Origin of the sequence: Methylobacter sp. BBA5.1, from assembly GCF_000746145.1 — a bacterium.
In the GTDB taxonomy this organism is placed as follows: Bacteria; Pseudomonadota; Gammaproteobacteria; order Methylococcales; family Methylomonadaceae; genus Methylobacter; species Methylobacter marinus.
Genome location: NZ_JQKS01000002.1, coordinates 200,076 through 217,204, shown reverse-complemented (window position 1 = coordinate 217,204; position 17,129 = coordinate 200,076). Strand labels below are relative to the sequence as shown.

The following is a 17,129-nucleotide window of genomic DNA, read 5'->3' as shown; positions in this document are numbered from 1 at the left end:
CCCCTGTGCTTGAGGTTTAACGCCTCCGACACCGCCTTATCGGGGCGTTTTTTCCATTTTAACGGTCATGCCCTTGCTCTCCAAAACGACAAATCCCATGCGTTCGTACAGCCTCTTGGCCGGATTGTCTTCAAAAGTCGTCAGGCGGATGCTGACCCCTGAATGCTCGGCGAGCAGGCGCTTCAGCAGCGCCGTGCCAATCCCCCGGCCCTGCCAGGCGGGCGATAGCTGGATATTGTCGATGTAGAGGGCAGTCGGTTCTTTCACTACGCTGAGGAAGCCCGCCCGTTTGCCGGCAATGATCACCATGGAAATGTTCCCGGCCGCGAAGCCTTTGCGGAACTCGGCGGCAATCCAGCCGCCCCAGTGCCTGCGGAACAACTCGCCCATGTTCCTTTGGGTGAGGCGGTAACAGTAGCTGTAATCCGCATCCGTAGCGGGTCTGAGCCGGTAATTCATGGTTTACCGCCGGTGCCACTGTTCATGCGACAGGCGATACAGACAGTGTTGACGGAGCGGATTGCCGACGGGTACGGCCGGATGGCCGAACAGGGTGGGTGTCTCATGCATGCCGATACGCTCCATCAGCGCTCGCGATCGGAAGTTGTGAACGGCGGTGAATGACACGATTTCAGACAGGTTGAGGCACTTGAATCCGATACGCAGCGTCTCGGTTGCCGCTTCCGTCGCAAGCCCCTTTCCCCAGTACGAAAATGCCAGTCGCCAGCCGATTTCCACGCAAGGAGAAAACGGCAGCTCGGCGGCCGGGATATGTAAGCCCACGAAGCCGATGAATTGCCCCGTCGGCTTCGATGCAACGGCCCAGAATCCCCAGCCCCGCTCGGCAATCAGAGTTTCGCAGCGATCCGCCATGGCATCGCTGGCAGCGCGATCGAGTAGGCAGGGAAAGAACGCCATCACTGTAGGGTCTGCGTTAAGCGCGGCGAAAGGTTCGCGGTCGCCTGGCAGCCACTGCCGCAAACGGAGTCGTTTGGTCTCGAATTCGATCAGATAGGACATTTTCTTATGTTGGGCCGTAATGTTTGTATTATAACCGGTTTGCGTTGCTTTATTGCACTTTAGAACAGCGAAATCCCGGTTTGTCCCTGATGATTTTCGATATTCAAAAAAGGCGGGTTACGACGCGCGGAAAGACTGGTGCAGGCTGATAATGCAGCGGCTTGCGCGTCTAACCCGCCCTACGGCATTCGGTAGCCATGCGGTTAAATGTTTTTTAATCCTTCATTTTTGATCTCGAAGTCATCTGTTCCATACACGGGGTCCGCATTATCGAAATAACGCTCCGGCGTTCCTGTCGTGGACGGTTGTTCAGGCTTCTCGACTTGAGGTTGTTCCTCGGATGGTGTTTTTTCAGGTTCCTCGTTGCTCACAAATGCACCTCATGTGGTTTTCAATATTACTGGTCAATACGCTGCAAATACTATTTTGAGTTTCACTGATAATAAAAAGCCCTATACAGATTAATGCGAATACGAATGAGCTGATTAACAGCCAGGAAGTGATTCTGAAGAGCTTTCCCCGGGCCGTATTAGTTTTAATATTGATAATATTCGCCGCGTCGGTTTTGGTTATTAAATCCGATAAAAAATTACAGTAGGCATTGGCTTCTTTTTTTTCCAGCCGGCGATGAGCCGATAATGAAAAGTCGACCCAATTATTCTGGTATACGGATTTGTAGCCTTTTCTGGCCGGCATGGCGTATAAGCAAATGCCAAAAGCGAGAATAACCGAAATATAACTTATTATAAATACAACGCCGGTTACGCTGATAAGGTCGACCTTTTGATAGTACAGGGAGTAAAGCGTGGACAAGGCGCCGATAAGCGCTGCCGCAACCCATAAGTTATTACGGCCGACAACGACTTGATGTCTGTTGATATCCACATAGTGTATCCAATATTCCTTCTGCGTCTGCTCCAGAATCTTTTCCAATGATTTTTCATAAGAAGAATAGTCAAATTTTTCAGCATCACTTTTTTCAATTTCCACGCTATATGACTTGTTATTGACTGTAACCTTATATTTATCCATCACTATTTACCTGATAGTGTTGATTGGTTTTTGGTCAGCATAACTGATGTTACGCGGACAATCGACTCAGGCACCTGTAGAGGCGGGTGCGACTGAAAAATAATATCCGACCTTTCAGGTTAAGGCCGTTTCCGTGGCAGCGATGCCGTTATGCCCTTTAGGGTACTCATCGCGATTCAGGCAGCGCGGCCATTTAAATGCCGGCGAAACCGGCTCAATCCTCATGTCTTCTGCTGCCGGCCCAGCAAACGCAGGCTGTCCAGCACCTGTTGCAGAACAGGGGAATCGCTATCGCGCGGGAAAACCATGTAGGTCGGCAATCTGAACCGTGGACTGCCGGGCACGTGAAACAGTTTTCCGGCCTGGATCAAGGGCTCGGCCATGCGCATGGGCAGAAAACATGAGCCGCCGTTGCTGATGATCAGCTGCACGCCCAGCCAGCCGATATTCACCACCTGCGCGGGGCTTTCCAGGTCGGGATAATGGCTATTGTGCAGCGCGTAAAAGGCCGGTCCCCAGTCCACGTAAATATAGTCGTCATTCGGCCAGGGCTGGTCGGGGTCGGTGGTCAGCAGCGCCAGCGTTTCATCGAACAGGTGATCGATCTGAAGACCGGGGCTATGGTGCGGCGTGTACATGATGGCGACATCCATCCGGCCTTCGATCATCGCCCGCATCAAATCTTCTTCAAAACCGATCTGGCTGCGGATGGATATGTCCGGCGCCTGCCGGCGCATGTCCCCGACCCAGCGGGGCAGCAGTTCTTCCCATAAGGCGATCCGGGTGCCCACGGTAATGCTGGCGCGAAAGCGGCTGGGCAGCCCGATGTCGTGCCGGGCCTGCTCCAGGGTCAGCAACAGGGACTTGGCGTGGCGCAAAAAACGCTGCCCCGGCAGCGTTAGCGTGGCGCCGGAGCGATTGCGCACGAACAGGGTGACGCCGAGATAAGATTCCAGCCGCTGTATGCGCGTGCTCACGGTCGATTGGGTGACGTACAGCCGGTTGGCCGCTTCCAGAAAGCTGCCATTGGCGACGACGCTTAAAAAGGTTCTGATCTGTTCTATGTCCATCCGCTTAATATCGGATATATCGATATTAATGTCCAATAAAAATCGTTTGTCTTATATAAAGAGAAGTTTTTATAGTAACCGCATGAACACGAACCGATCGTCCGCCTCCCCGTTTTCAGCGCCAGCCGGCCTGGAAACCAAATGCACAGCCCCGTTGAAAAAAGGGCTGCCGGCAGTCGGTGGGGTTCGCGTCAATGCGACCGGACGTCCGCCGAGCCCTCGCGCGCGGCGGACGTCCGGCCGGCGCATCCCATCAACAACCGGCAGGTTAAGCCCATGACCCTCATCTACGCTAAACGTCTGCGCGGCTGGCGCTTCATTCTGTTCAATGTTGTGCTCGGCTTGGGGCATATGATCGTGCTGTTCAATGTCGGCGCCTATATCGCGTTGCTGCCGCATGTCGCCGGTGATCTGGGCGGGGTGTTGCCGAGCTTTGCCACCTGGGGCCAGACCTATTTCATCATTGCCCTGGCGCTGGCCTTTCCCGGCGCGCGATGGCTGTCGGGCCGGTACGGCGATTATCGCCTGTTCAGCGCGGCATTTGTCGTGTATGCCCTGGCTTCTTATCTGTGCGCCATCAGCCAGAGCTTATGGCTGTTCGTGCCGGCGCGCATCCTGCTCGGCTTTTCGGGAGGGATTACGCTTTATCTCGGGCAGTCCCTGATGTTGAAGGAGTACCCCGAGCATTTGAAAATGCTGGGTCTGGGCGTATGGGGCCTGGTCACGCTGATGCCTTTTACCATCAGCTTTCCGATAGGCGGCCTGATCGCCGACGAACTGAGCTGGCGCGCGCTGTTCTATCTGAATGCCGCCTGCGCCGTGGCTATCGCCGGCATCAGTGCTTCCCTGCTGGCCGGCCGGGGATTCGAGCGCAACGTCGCCCGTTTCGATGATATCGGTTTTGTACTCATGGCCTTGATTCTTGGCAGCCTGCAGACCATTCTGAATCAGGGCAACGATTTCGACTGGCTGGAATCGCCCTTCTTGTGCAGCATGCTGCTGGTGCTGGCCGTGTCCTTGCCCTGCTTTATCATCTGGGAGTCCGAGGAAACCCATCCGGTCTTCAACCTGCGGCTTTTCGCGCATCGCAATTTCACCATAGGCGTGATCTGCCTGGCCGTGGGTTTTCTGTTGATCCAGGGCCTGCTGTCGGTGTTCATCGTCCAGCTTCAGGTATTGCTGGGCTATTCTTCCTTTCTGGCCGGCATGGTTTACCTGCCGATGATCCTGCTCGCGGTGCCGGTGACCGTGGCGATGCATAAACTGCCCCGGCGACTGGACGCTCGCCTGCCGGCCTGTATCAACCTGCTGGGCTTTTCCTTTACCTTTTACTGGCTGGGCCTGTTCGACGATCCCGGCTCGTTCGATCAGATTTTCTGGCCCATGCTGCTGCTCGGCTTTTTTCTGGGCTCGTTTTTTACCCCGCTGACCAAGCTGACTCTGCACGGCCTGCGGGGCGGCCAGGAACTGCGCGCGGCCGAAGAGGCGGGGTTTCTGCGGATTGTCGCCGGGGCCATCGGCATCACTTTACAGGGCGTCGTGCTGTTTCGGCGCATCCCCTTTCATCAGCTGCATTTTGCCGAGCACTTCGGCGGGCGGCGCTTCGCCGCCATCGATGTGCTGCAGGGGTTTGCCTCGAAATTGCAGGCTTCCGGCCTGGATGCCGCCATGGTCAAGGCCCGGCTCCTGGTCGTGATCAGGCAGCAGGCCACCCTGCTGGCGTTAAACGACGCCTTTCTGCTGGCGAGTTACCTGTTTCTGGGACTGGCCGGACTGGTATGGCTGGCCCATCCCACCTGTCAGCCGCTGCATCCGACCCTGCTGCAAGAGCTGGGAGATCTTCGGGCGGAAGAACTCATGGAGGAGCCATGAGCCGCCGATTGATAAGCACGGGATTGTTGGGGATCCATACCGGGCTGATGCTTTTGGCAGCCGGTTGCGCCTGGATTCCTCAAGGCGACAGGCCGGCCGAGTTCTTGAAGACGCCGTCGTTGGAGCACGCGCTGTCGCAGGCGGCGGACGACGAGCTCCCCGTGCCTGCCGTCCGCTGGCCGCAAGCGCGCTGGTGGGAGCAATTCGGCAGCCCGGAACTCGACAATCTGATGACTATCGCCTTGAAAGAGAATATCGGCCTCAAGTTGGCGGCCGCGCGCTTGCGCCAGGCGCATGCCATGGTACGCGTGGAGGGCGCCAGGCTGCTGCCGTTCCTGGATGCCGAGGCGGAGTTCGCGAACGAGCGCATTTCAGAGAATGGCGTTTTCGCCGCGCTCAACCATGAAGAAGCGGCGGGCGCGAATATCGTGTTCGGCAAGATTACGCCTTTGAGTTTCCGCTACGAGTTCGATTTCTGGGGAAAAAACCGCGCCGCGCTGGAAGCGGCGCTGGGCGAGGAAGCGGCCGAGGAAGCGGAGCATGCCGAAATCCTGCTGCAACTGACTGCCTCGATTGCTCGTGCCTATATGCATGGGCTGGCGCTGCGGCGCCAGCTCGATCTGGTGCATGCCATGATCGGGTTGCGGCGCGACCTGCTCGAGATGGATGAAACTCGGTGGCGGCTGGGCCTGGATGCCGCCGATCCGGTGCAGCAATCGACTATTGAACTGGAGCGGCTGAATAAGCGCGAAGCTGGCATCCGGGATTTGCTGGATCTGCAGCGGAACCTGTTAGCCCGGTTGATCGGCGGCGGGCCCGACGCGACGCGGCACCTGTTCGACGATGCGAGGATCAGCCGGGAAGGGCCGCGCTTGCCGGCGCAGCTGCCGCTGGAACTGCTCAGCCAGCGTCCCGATATTGCCGCCGCGCTGCACCGGGCCGAGGCGGCCGCGCAACGGGTCAAGGTCAGCAAGGCCAGTTTCCTGCCCACCATCGATCTGACCGCCTTCGTCGGCATCAATGCCCTCAGGCTGACGAAGGGGGCGAGTTCCCTGGCCAATCTGCTGTTCTCCGGCTCCAGTTTTTCCTACGGCGTCGCGCCGGGACTGCGGCTGCCCTGGTTCGAGGGCGGGCGCCTGCGCGGGGAGTTATCGGCGCAGCGGGCGGAATACGATGGCGCCGTGGAACTTTACAACGACACCTTGCTGCATGCCGTGCAGGAGGTGGCCGACAGCCTGAGCAGCTGGCGGGAGGCGCGTGCCAGACTCGACGCGCAAGGCCGCCTGCTGTCCGCGCAGCATGAAAAACTGGAGCTCGTACAGGAGCGTTTCCGCAGCGGCCTGGATGACCGCCGGGCGTTGCTGGCGCGCGAGACGGCCGTGCTGGATCAGCAATATGTCCTGAAGGCGCTGGAAGCCGACCAGCGGGTCGCCATGGTGGATTTGGTGGAAGCGCTGGGCGGCGGGTACGCGAACGATTTCAAGATTAACCCGCGGCCGCCGGAGCGGGAGTGGGTTTGGTGGTTGCCATGGCGGCTCTGAGGACGGCCCGGGGGCGGAGATGGCGACGAGCCTCGCGCTATCCAAGCCAGGCCAGAGCGCAAGCGGAAAAACTTATATATTTGTTTTATAAAATAAAATTTGGTGTTGCCGATATAAAAACCTATGAGAACTCATCCCAAGATCATTCGAACCCGACGCAACCGCTATCTATTGTCGGTTGCGCTAGTGCTGGCTGTAGGCGCTCTGGCTTATGCCGGCTATTGGTGGCATTACTGTCGCTTCTGGGTAATAAGCCGTAATGCCTTCGTCACCGGCAATCTTATTCCGGTGGAGGCGGATGCAACGGGCATCGTCACGCAGGTATTGGTCGAGGAGAGCCAGTACGTGAACAAGGGCGATTTACTGGTTCGTCTGGATGAGCACCGGGCTCGGACCGCTTTAAGCCGGAGCCGGGGCGAGTTGGGCCAAACCGTGCGCGAAATCGGCGCCGTTTTTGCCACGCGCCGGCAGATGTGCCAGAAACTGATAGCCCGTACGGCCCGCCTGGCCCGGGTGCGTCACGATGTGGCGCGCTTGCGTCAGGCGCTGCCCAATGGCTCGGTATCCGAGCAGGCTCTGCAAAATGCCGAGGATCAGATGGCGGCGCTCGAAGCCGATATGCGGGAGGCCGAGGCGGAGCTCGAATCCGTGGACGCGAGAGTGGGCGGCACCAGCCGAACGCTGCATCCGGATGTGGAAGCGGCCAAGCACAGATTCATCGCCGCCTATCTTGAATACGCGCGGCAGCATATCCATGCGCCCGTTTCAGGCTATGTGTCCATGCGCAAGGTACAGGTCGGGAACCGGGTTCAGCCCGGCGATCAGCTGATGACGCTCGTGCCCCTGGAGCATCTGTGGGTAGAGGCGAACCTGCGGGAGACCGAGATGGCGCGGGTGCGGCCCGGCCAATTGGCGGAGATTACCGTCGACCTCTACGGCGAGAGCCGCGTCTATCATGGCACGGTGGAAGGGTTGGTGCCGGGCACGGGCAGCGTCTTTGCCTTGCTGCCGCCGGAAAACGCGTCCGGAAATTTCATTCATATCGTGGAACGTGTTCCCGTGCGTATCGGACTGCGGCAAGAGGAAGTGCTGAACAACCCCATCCGTCCGGGACTTTCCACCAGGACCGCAATATACGTCAAGGACTCGGATCAGTCCCAGGGCGTGTCACTGGCAGGCGTCTCCACGCAGGAGTATGAGACAGACATCTTTATTGATGAACTTGCCGATGCGGAGGCCGAGGCCCGGAAAATCATCAGGGCGAATTTGATTCAGGAAAACGATGCGTTGGCGCCGGAGTGCAGGCCTCTTCATGCAGCAGCCGCTGACAACGCCGGCACTTACCGATGAGGTTTATGCCCGGCGACGCCCGTGCCCGCTCTGAAGCGGTCGGACGCGGGCCAACGAAGCGATTATTCGGAGGTTTACCATGATCTTATCCCATCATCAAAAAACCGTTTTCAGCGTCATTCTGACCATCATTATCACCGTCATCGCAATGTACGACACGGTGTTCCATCTGTTGCTTGAACTGATGCACGTTTCGTTCGAGCTGGTTGAACAGTCGCTGGACCTGTTGGTCGAGCATATTTTTCACACTGACCGCCGCGAGACGCAGATCATCGTCTTCTACATCATGGCGGCGATCGCCTGTTATGGCGTGTACAGGCTGTTGCGGGTCATACCGCGTTGTTGCCGCAAATGCAGGGAGTGCCTTGCAATCGGCTGGCTGCGGCTGAAGCTGGATAGTCTGGCGTACTGGCAGGCTTTATCGCCCGCGGGAAAAGCCAAATGGTGGCTGGGCGGGATAACGGGCGTGAGCGGCATGATCCTTTGGCTTTTTATGTGACGGCGGGCATAAACGTCCGAACGGCTTGACCTTATCGCGCCGAATGCACGTAGCAAACCTCTTGCCCGCTCAGGTCGGCGGCCGCTGGTCGCCCGGCAGGACCGACAGGTCGGGCTTGAAGCCGAAACGGGCCGCATCGGCCAGCGAGTATTTGTCCAGCACCGCCATGAATGCGCGCTGCGCCTCGTACAGCATGCCTTTCAGGAAGCAGTCGCGGGTCAGGCGGCACTGATTGGACGGCACATCGAAGCACTCCACCAGGTTCATGTTGACTTCGGTCAGCCGTATCACTTCGCCGACGCCTATGGTATACGCGGGCCGGGCCAGCTGGATGCCGCCGCCCTTGCCCCGGGTGGTCATGATGAGCCCCTGGTTGGCCAGGCTGTTCGCCACCTTGACCAGATGGTTGCGGGAAACCTGGTAGTACTCGGCAATCTCTGAAATGGTCGCCATGCCCGGTTCCGGCAAACGGGCGAGATAGATCAGCAGGCGCAGTGAATAATCAGTGAATTGCGTAAGCTGCATGGGTGATACTCCTTAAAAATCAGCCCGCGATTCAGGCGGGGCTTAAAAAAATGAAAGATAGGACTTGACGATTTTACTACTCGGCCATAAGATGCATGTCAAATACATCTTATGGCCGCGCCTTATCTCTGCCCCTCGTGAGGTTAGGCTTTTAAGATGTATTTTAAACACCTTTTTAAATTGAGTTGGAGAAAAATATGTCGCAACAAGCATCCTTGTACGAGCAATTAGGTGGGGAGGCTGCCGTCAATGCCGCCGTGGATATTTTTTACCGTAAGGTATTGAGCGATGGCCGCATCAGCGCCTTCTTCGAGGGCGTGGACATGGAAAAACAGGCCGCGAAGCAAAAGGCCTTCCTGACCATGGCTTTCGGTGGCCCGCATAACTACAGCGGCCTCGATATGCGCACCGGCCATGCCCATCTGGTCGAGCGCGGCCTGAATGATTCGCATGTCGATGCGGTGATCGAAAATCTTGCGGCGACGCTGCGCGAGCTGGGCGTGGACGACGCCTTGATCAATCAGGTTGCCGCCATCGCCGAAAGTACGCGAGACGACGTGCTGGGCCGATAATCCTTGATCCTAGAAACAGGTACGCCGCCATGGTGACTATTCATTACGCAAAAGACAACTTTGAACTGGGCGAAGATCAATCCGTTCTGGATTGCCTGACCGATCGCGGTGTGCCCGTTCCTTTTTCCTGCCGCAGCGGAGCCTGCCAGACCTGCCTGATGCGTGCCACCGGCGGCAAGCCGCCAGAGGCCTCGCAGCAGGGCTTGAAGGATAGCCTGAAGCTGCAGAACTATTTTCTGGCCTGCGTTTGCCATCCCACCGAGGATCTTGAAGTCGCGCTGCCGGATGACGATGATATCCAGGCGGCGATTCCCGCTACGGTCAAAAGCCTGACATTGCTGAATCCGGAAATCATGCATGTGGCGCTCGAATGTCATGCGCCCATCGAATACCGGGCCGGGCAATTCATCAATCTGTTTCAAGACCCGACACTGGGCCGCAGCTACTCGCTCGCCAGCGTGCCCTATGAGGATGACCATCTGCACCTGCATGTCCGCCGCCTGCCGCAAGGCCGGGTCAGCGGCTGGATCCACGAGGAATTGCGCCCCGGCCAGACGGTCGAGGTTCGCGGCCCCGCCGGCGATTGTTTTTACACGCCCGGCAATAACGAGCAGGGCCTGGTCCTGATCGGCACGGGCTCCGGACTCGCGCCGCTCTACGGCATCGTCCGCGACGCCCTGGGCCAGGGCCATACCGGCCCTATCCATTTGTTTCACGGCAGCCGCGATCTGGACGGCCTGTATCTGACCGGGGAACTGCACGATCTGGTCAGGCAATATTCGAATTTCAATTACGTGCCCTGCCTGTCCGGCGGCGATGTGCCGCACGGCTTTGCCGCGGGACGCGCCCATGACGTGGCCTTTCAGCAAATCCCCGACCTCAAGAACTGGCGCCTGTTTCTGTGCGGGCATCCGGAAATGGTCAAGGCCGCCAGAATGAAAGCTTTTCTGGCGGGCGCCTCCATGAAGGATATCTATGCCGACGCCTTCAACGTCAGCCAGTCTTCCTGATGATGCCGGCGCAAAATTCCCGCGCTTGGGCCGCGGCCTGAGCGCTGGTAGTATTGTCAGCCTGTCGTAGCCGGTCTTTACCGAGGGAGATTGCCTGATGCCCCGCGTCGTCGCCTTATACCGTTATCCGGTCAAGGGCTTTACGCCCGAAGCCTGTGATGTTGTCGAGGTGCTCGATCAAGGCCGCATCGCCGGTGATCGGGTTCTCGGCTTTCGTTTCGCCAACTCAGGCGCGCAGGAAGCGGCCTGGAGCAAAAAGCACGAGTTCGTCGCGCTGGTGAACACGCCCGGTCTCGCGCGCCTTCGCCTTCGGTTCGACCACAGGGCGCTCCGATTGCGCATCTGCCTGGAGGATGCGGTTCTGGTCGAGGCGGCGCTGGACGGGCAGGGCCGTCAGCTTATTGCCGCCGCGCTCGAAAGCTATGTGCTGACGCTGGATGAGAATCCACTGGCCTCGCATCCGGAACGGCTGCCGTTGCGGTTGGTCGGGGACGGCGTTACGCCGCGCTATCAGGACAACGAGGCCGGCCAGATAACCCTGCACAGCCGCGCAAGCCTGGCGGCCGTCGGCCATGCGCTCGGCGGCGACGGCCTCAGTGAGCTTCGCTTCCGCTCGAACATCGCCATCGACGGCCTGGATGCCTGGGAAGAGCAAAGCTGGATAGAGCGCCGGATTCGCATAGGCCGGGTTGACTTCGAGGTCGTGGCGCCGAAGACCCGTTGCCTCGCCACGCATGCGAACCCCGACACCGGCGAACGGGATCTGCCGATCCTTAAGACGCTGACCGGCGCCTTCGGCCAGAAAAAGCCGACGTTTGCCATCGCCATGCTCCCGAGCGCCGCCGGCGGGCGGATTCAGGTGGGCGATAAAGTCAGCCTGCTTGATTGAAACGCTCTTTCAGGTGTTTGCATCGAGCGCATGAATGCCGCGTCCGGCGCCTGTTTTTTCCTGAAACAGCGCTCAGGATTAATGACTTCCTGAAATTAGCATCCCGCATAGGATGTGCCGGCCAAAAGCAGGCGCTCCAGGCGGCGCAATGAAGTGCATCGCTTACGAACGATGCGCCTCCTGTCGTCGACACATCCTATGTTTAAACAGGGACATTATTGACGACCCAGGCCTTAGGAACGTGGATAAAACAACTTTCTCAAATGTGCGAATGAATTCGCACCTATCTCCTGATTCATTCCATGCGCTAATCGGCTGCTGATTCCTCACCCTTGCCGCCACGCGCCGCGGTGACGGCCTCGCGCAGCCGCACCAGCGCGGCTTCCAGCGTCGCGATGTCCTCCGGGGAATAATCACTGAATATCCGATAAATAAATTCCAGATGTTCGGGATAAGCGCGCTTGAACAGCGCCGCGCCGGCCTCCGTCAGCCGCACGATCTGGCTGCGCCCGTCCGTTTTCGAGGCCATGCGCTGGACCAGCCCCTTGTCTTCCAGGCGGTTGATGACGCCGGTCAGGGTGCCTTTGGTGATAATGGTCTTCTCGCCCAGCTGCTTGAAGGACATGCCGGCGGTATTGCCCAGGGTCAGGATGATATCGAACTGGGGCAGGGTCAGATCCAGCGTGTGCACATGGGTCGCCGCATAGGCCAGAAAAACCTGGTGCGTCCGCGCCAGCTCGCGCAGTACGCTGGGAAAGGTGGATGGAGAATTCATAACGTCAATTTGATAGTTTTAATTAGAACTAAATAGTAGGCTTAATGCCCAATTTCCTCAAGTTTTTTAATGGAATTAGGCCTCATTGCGTTCATTATGACCGCCCTTTTGTGCTTATGGAAGCTACAGTCGGCCGGTTTCCGGCAAGACCTGCCGACCTTACGGCATAAACCGAACGGCGCCGGGCAAGTGAAGCGAAATGTTGGAAAGTCATATAAGCAATTGATAATATGGATTAATCAATTTAATTTCCAGGCGCGTCCAGGCCGTAAAAAGCACGGTCTCCAGAAAAATAGTCCGTATTAGAACAAATTTAGTTCTAATTAGAACAGAATCTGATAGTATTTCACCATGCCTCGCGAGCTGCATTGGTCTGACTTTTAGGCCTTTGTTAATCGTCAGGTAAACAATACCCTTTATCCACTTCGAGGTTTACTCATGAACGCACTCAACAAATTTCTGGTTTCTTCTGTTATGGCCGTATCGCTGGCAGCCCCATCATTCACCGCTTCCGCCGTCGCGAATCCATCGTATGAGGATGTTAAAGCGGCTATCGAAAACACGCTGGCGAAAGTCGAGGAGACGATTGCGGCCCTAGATAACGGCACGGACAACGAGGTGCTGATCGATATGGTCAGCGATGCCCGGCAATTGCAGAAAGACATCGCCAATAATAGGCTGGACTTGAAACGCAATCAGGCCAGCGGTGTTTTGAAGAAAGCCCGTACCGAGCTCAAGAACAACGAACTGGCTTCGGCTAAGGAAACATTGACGGATGCCGCCAACCGCTACAAGGAAATTCAGCAGCTGTACGCATCCTCGCATTAAGCCCGAGCCGGCGGCGCCATTCATGGACGGGGCGGGCTTGTAAAGCCGTCCCGCTTGAGCCGCGGGCTTATCCGACGATATGCAATGCAACATAGGGAACGAGATTGAAAACCAGGATGACGATTTTGTAAACCGCCATGCCTGCGTAATGGATGGCGTCAAACCGCTCAACCGGCAGACGAAACCACCGTCCGTGCAGTTGATGCATCCACTCGTGAGCGGCGGTGAACAATAAAGCCCAGACAAGCAGCACACCGTAGTTTATAACGGTGCACCATAACAGAAGGTCACGGATTGATTCGATATTCATGGATGAGTTTCCCTGGCAACTGATACGACAAAATAAAGCTCCCGGATTTTGACACATAGCCTTTATAGAGGCCAATTTACTAGCCTGAATATTTCACCACGAACGACTGCATGGGCAGATATTTGCTCCTGCAATATCTGCATTTACCCCATCCCTGGGGCTCATGCAGGAGGTAGGTCGAAAACTGCTCCTCGGTAATTGCTCCTGCATTACTCTACTACACGCCATCCATGGCGTTATACGTTTTCGACATTCGCCACATCCCTGTGGCTTAGCACCAATAGTAGGCGCTTTAGGCGCAGCTTCCGCTCCTGCTCACGCTAAGTACCTACATCCTTGTAGGCAATGCAGGAGCAGCGTAGCGGTGTGCCGAGGACACGAACGCCTCCATGGACAGGAAATGATCCCGTCATTTCTCTGCATTCACCCCATCCATGGGGATTAGGGAGGCGGTAGAATTGCGTCTGGAACAGCAATCGAGCACACGAAGAAAATCAAGTTGTTGCCATTTTCTTCCCGTGACTTCATGAATTACTACGGAAACATAGTAGTCAGTCAATTTAATTATGACGGTTAAATTGTAGGTGCGAATTCATTCGCACTATTCGCACGCCATGAATGCTCTGCAACTTTTTACTCGTCAGAATAAGGCTGACTAAGTAATAGGCAAATATTTGAATTTGAAAGCCTTCGTGTCTTTCGCGGTTAAATCCTTTAAATTGAATACTTTCACACTCTCAACCGCGATCAGCTGCCTGAGTGTTACAAAACCCGGTAATTTGTCGGCTTTATGACATCGTTCGGGACCGTTTTTTGCATTCCGCCGCCACTGAGGCGCCGCCGCAGAGTCGCTGGCGCTTCGCTTGGAGCGGGCGAAGGCGCATCGAAAGGGGGGACGTTGCCGGATTGGCCCCATTCTTGAATGTCGTATGCCGTAACGCTAACCGAATCAGGGACACAGACCGCCTCCGCGCCATGAATAACATTGTCACGCTTCATTTTCCCGTTCGTTCCAGCCCGGTTCCCGGTCAGGTTCAGGCGGCTATTCATCCGGGTTGCCGTTATGACCTGGTGCTGCCGGAGCCGGTTGTGGCGGACTATTTGAATCACGTTACGGATGGCGACCATGAGCAATTGACCGGCCTGGTCGGCGCCTACCGGCTCAGTGTGGATGCGGCGCAAATAGAACCCATTGATTTAAGCACCCAGCCGCCGCGGGGCTTTATTTGGGATATGGATCTGCTCGGTCCGGGCATCCGTCGTTGTTTGTGCACCGATGTGGCCCCGCCGCGCTCGCCGCGGAACAACCGGCTGACCTTGATGGATGCGAGCCTGGACGCGCCCGAGGTGTGTTTATTGGATAACCAGCCGGTCCTGACCATCTCGCCCCGGTTCGAGCTGGAATGGATGACCGACGCTTTCGCCAGCCAGCTGGGCCTGGTGCAGTTGGTGGAAGCGTCGCGTACGGTACAGTTTGCCGATGGCGAGTCCCTGGTTTTGCTCGACACCGAATCGGCAGGCCGCGATCCGGTTTTATACCTGAACGACCCGGACGATAACGCCGTCGTCAAGCCGGTTTGCGCTTTTCAGGCGCTGGGCGGCAAGCAGCGTTTCGATTTCAGCCGCGCGGTCAGTCAAGCGATTTCGGCCGAATTCAACAATAAACCGGTCGTTTCCGTCAGTGTTCTGGAGAAATATACCTGGTATTTCATGCAAAACGCCGCCCCCAGCGATCCCGACCGGCATATCTGGGTGCCGGTGCATTTGCCGATAGTCTGGGGCTGGAGCATTCGTGTCCAGCAGCGGTTCGACGGGGTCTGGGATATTTTCCGCAAAAAACTGATCATGCCGACGCCGTCAACCGAGGCGCCGGCCTTGCCGCGCTGGCAAAGCAATTCGCTGCGCTGCCGGACGGCACGGGAAGGTTAAGGCGTATGCTGGACATCGCGATTATCGGCGCCGGGCTCTCGGGATTGTCCCTGGCGGACCGCCTGCTCGAACACGGCCGTCCTATCGCGGTGTTCGAGGCGCGCAGCCGTTACGGCGGCAGAATCCTGTCCCGATCGGTCACGGCAGGACCCGCGGCGTCATCGTTCGCGGTCGACCTCGGGCCAACCTGGGTATGGCCCGATCATCAACCGCGCATCGCGGCGTTGGCCAAACGTCTGGGATTGGCGTTTTTTCGCCAGTGGGACAGCGGCCATAGCCTGTATCAGATCGACGCCCAATCGGCCCCGACCCGGTATATCGACACCCAGACACACGATAGCGCGCGGCGCATCAGAGGCGGTTGCCATCAATTGATAGCCGGCTTATTGCAGCGCCTGCCGGCGTCGATCCTGCATCCGCAACACCGCCTGTTGCAATTGGCCGACCGGGGGAACCGCATCGATCTGGTCTTTGAAACCGGCAATGGCCAGGTCTCCTATCGGGCGAAACAGGTGATACTGGCGCTGCCGCCCCGCTTAGCGGCGGAAACGATTACCTTCGAACCGCCGCTGGCGCCGAAACTGATCCAGGCCATGCAGGACATCCCCACCTGGATGGCGGGACATGCCAAAGCCATGCTGGTGTATCCCGAAGCGTTCTGGCGCCGCCAGGGTTATTCCGGCAATGCCTTGCAGCCCTACCCGGGAGCGGTGCTGGCTGAAATTTACGATGCCTGTTCGGAACAGGACGAGTCGGCCGCCTTGTTCGGCTTTTTCGGCTTGCCGGCTTTTACCCGAGCCCTGTACCGCGACAAGCTTGAAGTCTTGATCGTGCGGCAGATGGTGCGACTGTTCGGTGCGGCCGCGGCGCATCCGCTTCAGGTTCTGGTTCAGGACTGGAGCGCGGAACCGTTTACCGCCGCCGAGCAGGATCTCGCGCCGCCGGCGGAACATCCTCGCTACGGACATCCCTGGCTGCAACTGGATCACTGGCGGGACAAGCTTTATTTCTGCGGGACCGAAACCGCCGAAGCCGAGGGAGGCTATCTGGAAGGCGCGCTGGCAGCGAGCGACCGGGTTTTTACCGCACTGACACTTTAAGACAAGGACATCCATGATGACGAACACACAGAAAAACGCCGCCTGTCTCGCCCGGTTCAGGCACTATATCGACGAGCAGAAAGCCGGGTTGAAAAAACACTACGAGCAATCGCTCGCCCGGGATCTTTCCCGGCAGCAATGGGACGGCTGTTTTCAGCGCAATGTGCTGGCTGTTCTGGAGCAGGCGTATGCCGACGCCCTGGCGCAATTGCAGACGCTGCCGTTCGATAACAGCGAGACGCCGGTCCATCAGGGATTATCGGATTTGACCCGGCAAGCGCTGGCGGCTTTCGACGGCTTCGTCGACGATTTTTTACAGTTTGTCGTCGATAAACACCGGACCTCCTGCGCCTTATCCAATTTTCCCGACGAACACAGACCGGACAAAGCTTACGTTATCGAGGTGAAACGGGGCATCGCCGGGCTCTGGCAGAACTTTGCCCTGAGCGCCAATGCTTATTTTCTGGAAACTCGGTAGCGCCGTGCGCATACCCCTCCGTGGTACAAGTGCGAATGAATTCGCACCTACAACAAGCGTAGGCAGGTTTTCAATCCCAGCATCGAAGCCATCCAGGCCGGGCTTCCGCTAAAGCGCCAACCCGGCCTGCCTATTAAACCTGTGCTCCGCGCCAATGTCGCAAATCCCACAGTGGCTGCCGTGATTGTCGCAGTGTCTGCACCCGGCTGGAGCAGGTTCTCTGTAAGGGCGGGCTATCTCATTGATATTCACCATAAAAATCGATTGTCGAAAGCTGGAGCGGAATTTGCTTGTACCGCATTAACGGCCATGCCGTCTTGTCCCGCAAT

General features: G+C 57.5%; 19 protein-coding genes. 11 read left to right on the top strand and 8 right to left on the bottom strand.

Going from position 1 to position 17,129, the window contains the following annotated elements:
• Window positions 1–36: 36 nt before the first annotated feature.
• The 5 genes from EK22_RS02075 to EK22_RS02060 form a co-directional block, all read right to left on the bottom strand.
• Window positions 37–459, bottom strand: coding sequence for a GNAT family N-acetyltransferase (locus tag EK22_RS02075; RefSeq protein ID WP_036247550.1), 423 nt, complete (start codon window positions 457–459; stop codon window positions 37–39).
• A gap of 3 nt (window positions 460–462) precedes the next feature.
• Window positions 463–1,020 (bottom strand): GNAT family N-acetyltransferase, encoded by a 558-nt coding sequence (locus tag EK22_RS02070; protein ID WP_036247548.1) that lies wholly within the window; start codon window positions 1,018–1,020, stop codon window positions 463–465.
• 203 nt (window positions 1,021–1,223) lie between these two features.
• The gene (locus EK22_RS24615; protein WP_020158634.1) at window positions 1,224–1,391 is read right to left on the bottom strand and encodes a hypothetical protein; all 168 of its coding nucleotides are present in this window, start codon (window positions 1,389–1,391) and stop codon (window positions 1,224–1,226) included.
• Entirely contained in the window at window positions 1,372–2,052 is a 681-nt protein-coding gene (locus EK22_RS02065) for a hypothetical protein (protein WP_036247546.1), read from the bottom strand. Before EK22_RS02065 ends, EK22_RS24615 begins: the two co-directional genes overlap by 20 nt.
• A gap of 221 nt (window positions 2,053–2,273) precedes the next feature.
• Window positions 2,274–3,122 carry a LysR family transcriptional regulator gene (locus tag EK22_RS02060; protein ID WP_036247650.1) on the bottom strand — a complete coding sequence of 283 codons (849 nt, stop codon included), beginning with the start codon at window positions 3,120–3,122 and terminating at the stop codon, window positions 2,274–2,276.
• Between the two features lie 276 nt (window positions 3,123–3,398).
• Here EK22_RS02060 and EK22_RS02055 point away from each other — a divergent pair, with 276 nt between their 5' ends.
• The 4 genes from EK22_RS02055 (at window position 3,399) to EK22_RS02040 (ending at window position 8,384) form a co-directional block, all read left to right on the top strand.
• Window positions 3,399–4,994 (top strand): MFS transporter, encoded by a 1,596-nt coding sequence (locus EK22_RS02055; RefSeq protein WP_036247648.1) that lies wholly within the window; start codon window positions 3,399–3,401, stop codon window positions 4,992–4,994.
• The gene (locus EK22_RS02050) at window positions 4,991–6,535 is read left to right on the top strand and encodes an efflux transporter outer membrane subunit (RefSeq protein WP_036247544.1); all 1,545 of its coding nucleotides are present in this window, start codon (window positions 4,991–4,993) and stop codon (window positions 6,533–6,535) included. Before EK22_RS02055 ends, EK22_RS02050 begins: the two co-directional genes overlap by 4 nt.
• Before the next feature lie 123 nt (window positions 6,536–6,658).
• Window positions 6,659–7,885, top strand: coding sequence for an HlyD family secretion protein (locus EK22_RS02045; RefSeq protein WP_036247541.1), 1,227 nt, complete (start codon window positions 6,659–6,661; stop codon window positions 7,883–7,885).
• Between the two features lie 79 nt (window positions 7,886–7,964).
• Window positions 7,965–8,384, top strand: coding sequence for a hypothetical protein (locus EK22_RS02040; RefSeq protein ID WP_020158627.1), 420 nt, complete (start codon window positions 7,965–7,967; stop codon window positions 8,382–8,384).
• 69 nt (window positions 8,385–8,453) lie between these two features.
• Here EK22_RS02040 and EK22_RS02035 read toward each other — a convergent pair whose 3' ends face one another.
• Window positions 8,454–8,909 carry an Rrf2 family transcriptional regulator gene (locus EK22_RS02035; protein WP_020158626.1) on the bottom strand — a complete coding sequence of 152 codons (456 nt, stop codon included), beginning with the start codon at window positions 8,907–8,909 and terminating at the stop codon, window positions 8,454–8,456.
• A 197-nt stretch (window positions 8,910–9,106) separates the two neighbouring features.
• On the opposite strand from EK22_RS02035, the gene EK22_RS02030 reads away from it, so the two are divergent.
• The 3 genes from EK22_RS02030 to EK22_RS02020 all read left to right on the top strand — a co-directional run bounded on the left by EK22_RS02030 (window position 9,107) and on the right by EK22_RS02020 (window position 11,380).
• Window positions 9,107–9,481: a group I truncated hemoglobin gene (locus tag EK22_RS02030; protein WP_036247538.1), complete on the top strand. Its 375-nt coding sequence runs from the start codon at window positions 9,107–9,109 to the stop codon at window positions 9,479–9,481.
• A 29-nt stretch (window positions 9,482–9,510) separates the two neighbouring features.
• Entirely contained in the window at window positions 9,511–10,491 is a 981-nt protein-coding gene (locus tag EK22_RS02025) for a 2Fe-2S iron-sulfur cluster-binding protein (protein WP_036247535.1), read from the top strand.
• Between the two features lie 97 nt (window positions 10,492–10,588).
• Window positions 10,589–11,380: an MOSC domain-containing protein gene (locus tag EK22_RS02020; protein ID WP_036247532.1), complete on the top strand. Its 792-nt coding sequence runs from the start codon at window positions 10,589–10,591 to the stop codon at window positions 11,378–11,380.
• A 307-nt stretch (window positions 11,381–11,687) separates the two neighbouring features.
• Here EK22_RS02020 and EK22_RS02015 read toward each other — a convergent pair whose 3' ends face one another.
• Window positions 11,688–12,155 (bottom strand): MarR family winged helix-turn-helix transcriptional regulator, encoded by a 468-nt coding sequence (locus EK22_RS02015; RefSeq protein ID WP_020158621.1) that lies wholly within the window; start codon window positions 12,153–12,155, stop codon window positions 11,688–11,690.
• A gap of 438 nt (window positions 12,156–12,593) precedes the next feature.
• On the opposite strand from EK22_RS02015, the gene EK22_RS02005 reads away from it, so the two are divergent.
• Window positions 12,594–12,983, top strand: coding sequence for a hypothetical protein (locus tag EK22_RS02005; RefSeq protein WP_036247526.1), 390 nt, complete (start codon window positions 12,594–12,596; stop codon window positions 12,981–12,983).
• A gap of 67 nt (window positions 12,984–13,050) precedes the next feature.
• On the opposite strand, the gene EK22_RS02000 is transcribed toward EK22_RS02005, so the two are convergent.
• Window positions 13,051–13,293, bottom strand: coding sequence for a DUF6868 family protein (locus EK22_RS02000; protein ID WP_036247524.1), 243 nt, complete (start codon window positions 13,291–13,293; stop codon window positions 13,051–13,053).
• A gap of 975 nt (window positions 13,294–14,268) precedes the next feature.
• Between EK22_RS02000 and EK22_RS01990 the strand changes: the two genes are divergently transcribed.
• From EK22_RS01990 to EK22_RS01980, 3 genes are read left to right on the top strand one after another with little or no spacing between them, the layout of a single operon-like run.
• Window positions 14,269–15,222, top strand: coding sequence for a hypothetical protein (locus EK22_RS01990; protein ID WP_036247519.1), 954 nt, complete (start codon window positions 14,269–14,271; stop codon window positions 15,220–15,222).
• A gap of 5 nt (window positions 15,223–15,227) precedes the next feature.
• Window positions 15,228–16,322, top strand: a complete 1,095-nt coding sequence (locus tag EK22_RS01985) for a flavin monoamine oxidase family protein (protein WP_036247516.1) — start codon at window positions 15,228–15,230, stop codon at window positions 16,320–16,322.
• Between the two features lie 13 nt (window positions 16,323–16,335).
• A complete protein-coding gene (locus EK22_RS01980) occupies window positions 16,336–16,800 on the top strand; it encodes an amine oxidase (RefSeq protein WP_235209205.1) in 465 nt (154 codons plus the stop codon).
• Window positions 16,801–17,129: the final 329 nt, after the last annotated feature.

What these genes read in the sequence shown, in the direction of transcription:
- EK22_RS02040 (WP_020158627.1), top strand. Translation starts at nt 7,965, where the DNA reads ATGATCTTATCCCATCATCAAAAAACCGTTTTCAGCGTCATTCTGACC.
- EK22_RS02000 (WP_036247524.1), bottom strand. Translation starts at nt 13,293, where the DNA reads ATGAATATCGAATCAATCCGTGACCTTCTGTTATGGTGCACCGTTATA.
- EK22_RS01980 (WP_235209205.1), top strand. Translation starts at nt 16,336, where the DNA reads ATGATGACGAACACACAGAAAAACGCCGCCTGTCTCGCCCGGTTCAGG.
- EK22_RS02045 (WP_036247541.1), top strand. Translation starts at nt 6,659, where the DNA reads ATGAGAACTCATCCCAAGATCATTCGAACCCGACGCAACCGCTATCTA.
- EK22_RS02050 (WP_036247544.1), top strand. Translation starts at nt 4,991, where the DNA reads ATGAGCCGCCGATTGATAAGCACGGGATTGTTGGGGATCCATACCGGG.
- EK22_RS02055 (WP_036247648.1), top strand. Translation starts at nt 3,399, where the DNA reads ATGACCCTCATCTACGCTAAACGTCTGCGCGGCTGGCGCTTCATTCTG.
- EK22_RS02020 (WP_036247532.1), top strand. Translation starts at nt 10,589, where the DNA reads ATGCCCCGCGTCGTCGCCTTATACCGTTATCCGGTCAAGGGCTTTACG.
- EK22_RS02025 (WP_036247535.1), top strand. Translation starts at nt 9,511, where the DNA reads ATGGTGACTATTCATTACGCAAAAGACAACTTTGAACTGGGCGAAGAT.
- EK22_RS02065 (WP_036247546.1), bottom strand. Translation starts at nt 2,052, where the DNA reads ATGGATAAATATAAGGTTACAGTCAATAACAAGTCATATAGCGTGGAA.
- EK22_RS02060 (WP_036247650.1), bottom strand. Translation starts at nt 3,122, where the DNA reads ATGGACATAGAACAGATCAGAACCTTTTTAAGCGTCGTCGCCAATGGC.
- EK22_RS02005 (WP_036247526.1), top strand. Translation starts at nt 12,594, where the DNA reads ATGAACGCACTCAACAAATTTCTGGTTTCTTCTGTTATGGCCGTATCG.
- EK22_RS02035 (WP_020158626.1), bottom strand. Translation starts at nt 8,909, where the DNA reads ATGCAGCTTACGCAATTCACTGATTATTCACTGCGCCTGCTGATCTAT.
- EK22_RS02075 (WP_036247550.1), bottom strand. Translation starts at nt 459, where the DNA reads ATGAATTACCGGCTCAGACCCGCTACGGATGCGGATTACAGCTACTGT.
- EK22_RS02015 (WP_020158621.1), bottom strand. Translation starts at nt 12,155, where the DNA reads ATGAATTCTCCATCCACCTTTCCCAGCGTACTGCGCGAGCTGGCGCGG.
- EK22_RS02070 (WP_036247548.1), bottom strand. Translation starts at nt 1,020, where the DNA reads ATGTCCTATCTGATCGAATTCGAGACCAAACGACTCCGTTTGCGGCAG.
- EK22_RS01990 (WP_036247519.1), top strand. Translation starts at nt 14,269, where the DNA reads ATGAATAACATTGTCACGCTTCATTTTCCCGTTCGTTCCAGCCCGGTT.
- EK22_RS02030 (WP_036247538.1), top strand. Translation starts at nt 9,107, where the DNA reads ATGTCGCAACAAGCATCCTTGTACGAGCAATTAGGTGGGGAGGCTGCC.
- EK22_RS01985 (WP_036247516.1), top strand. Translation starts at nt 15,228, where the DNA reads ATGCTGGACATCGCGATTATCGGCGCCGGGCTCTCGGGATTGTCCCTG.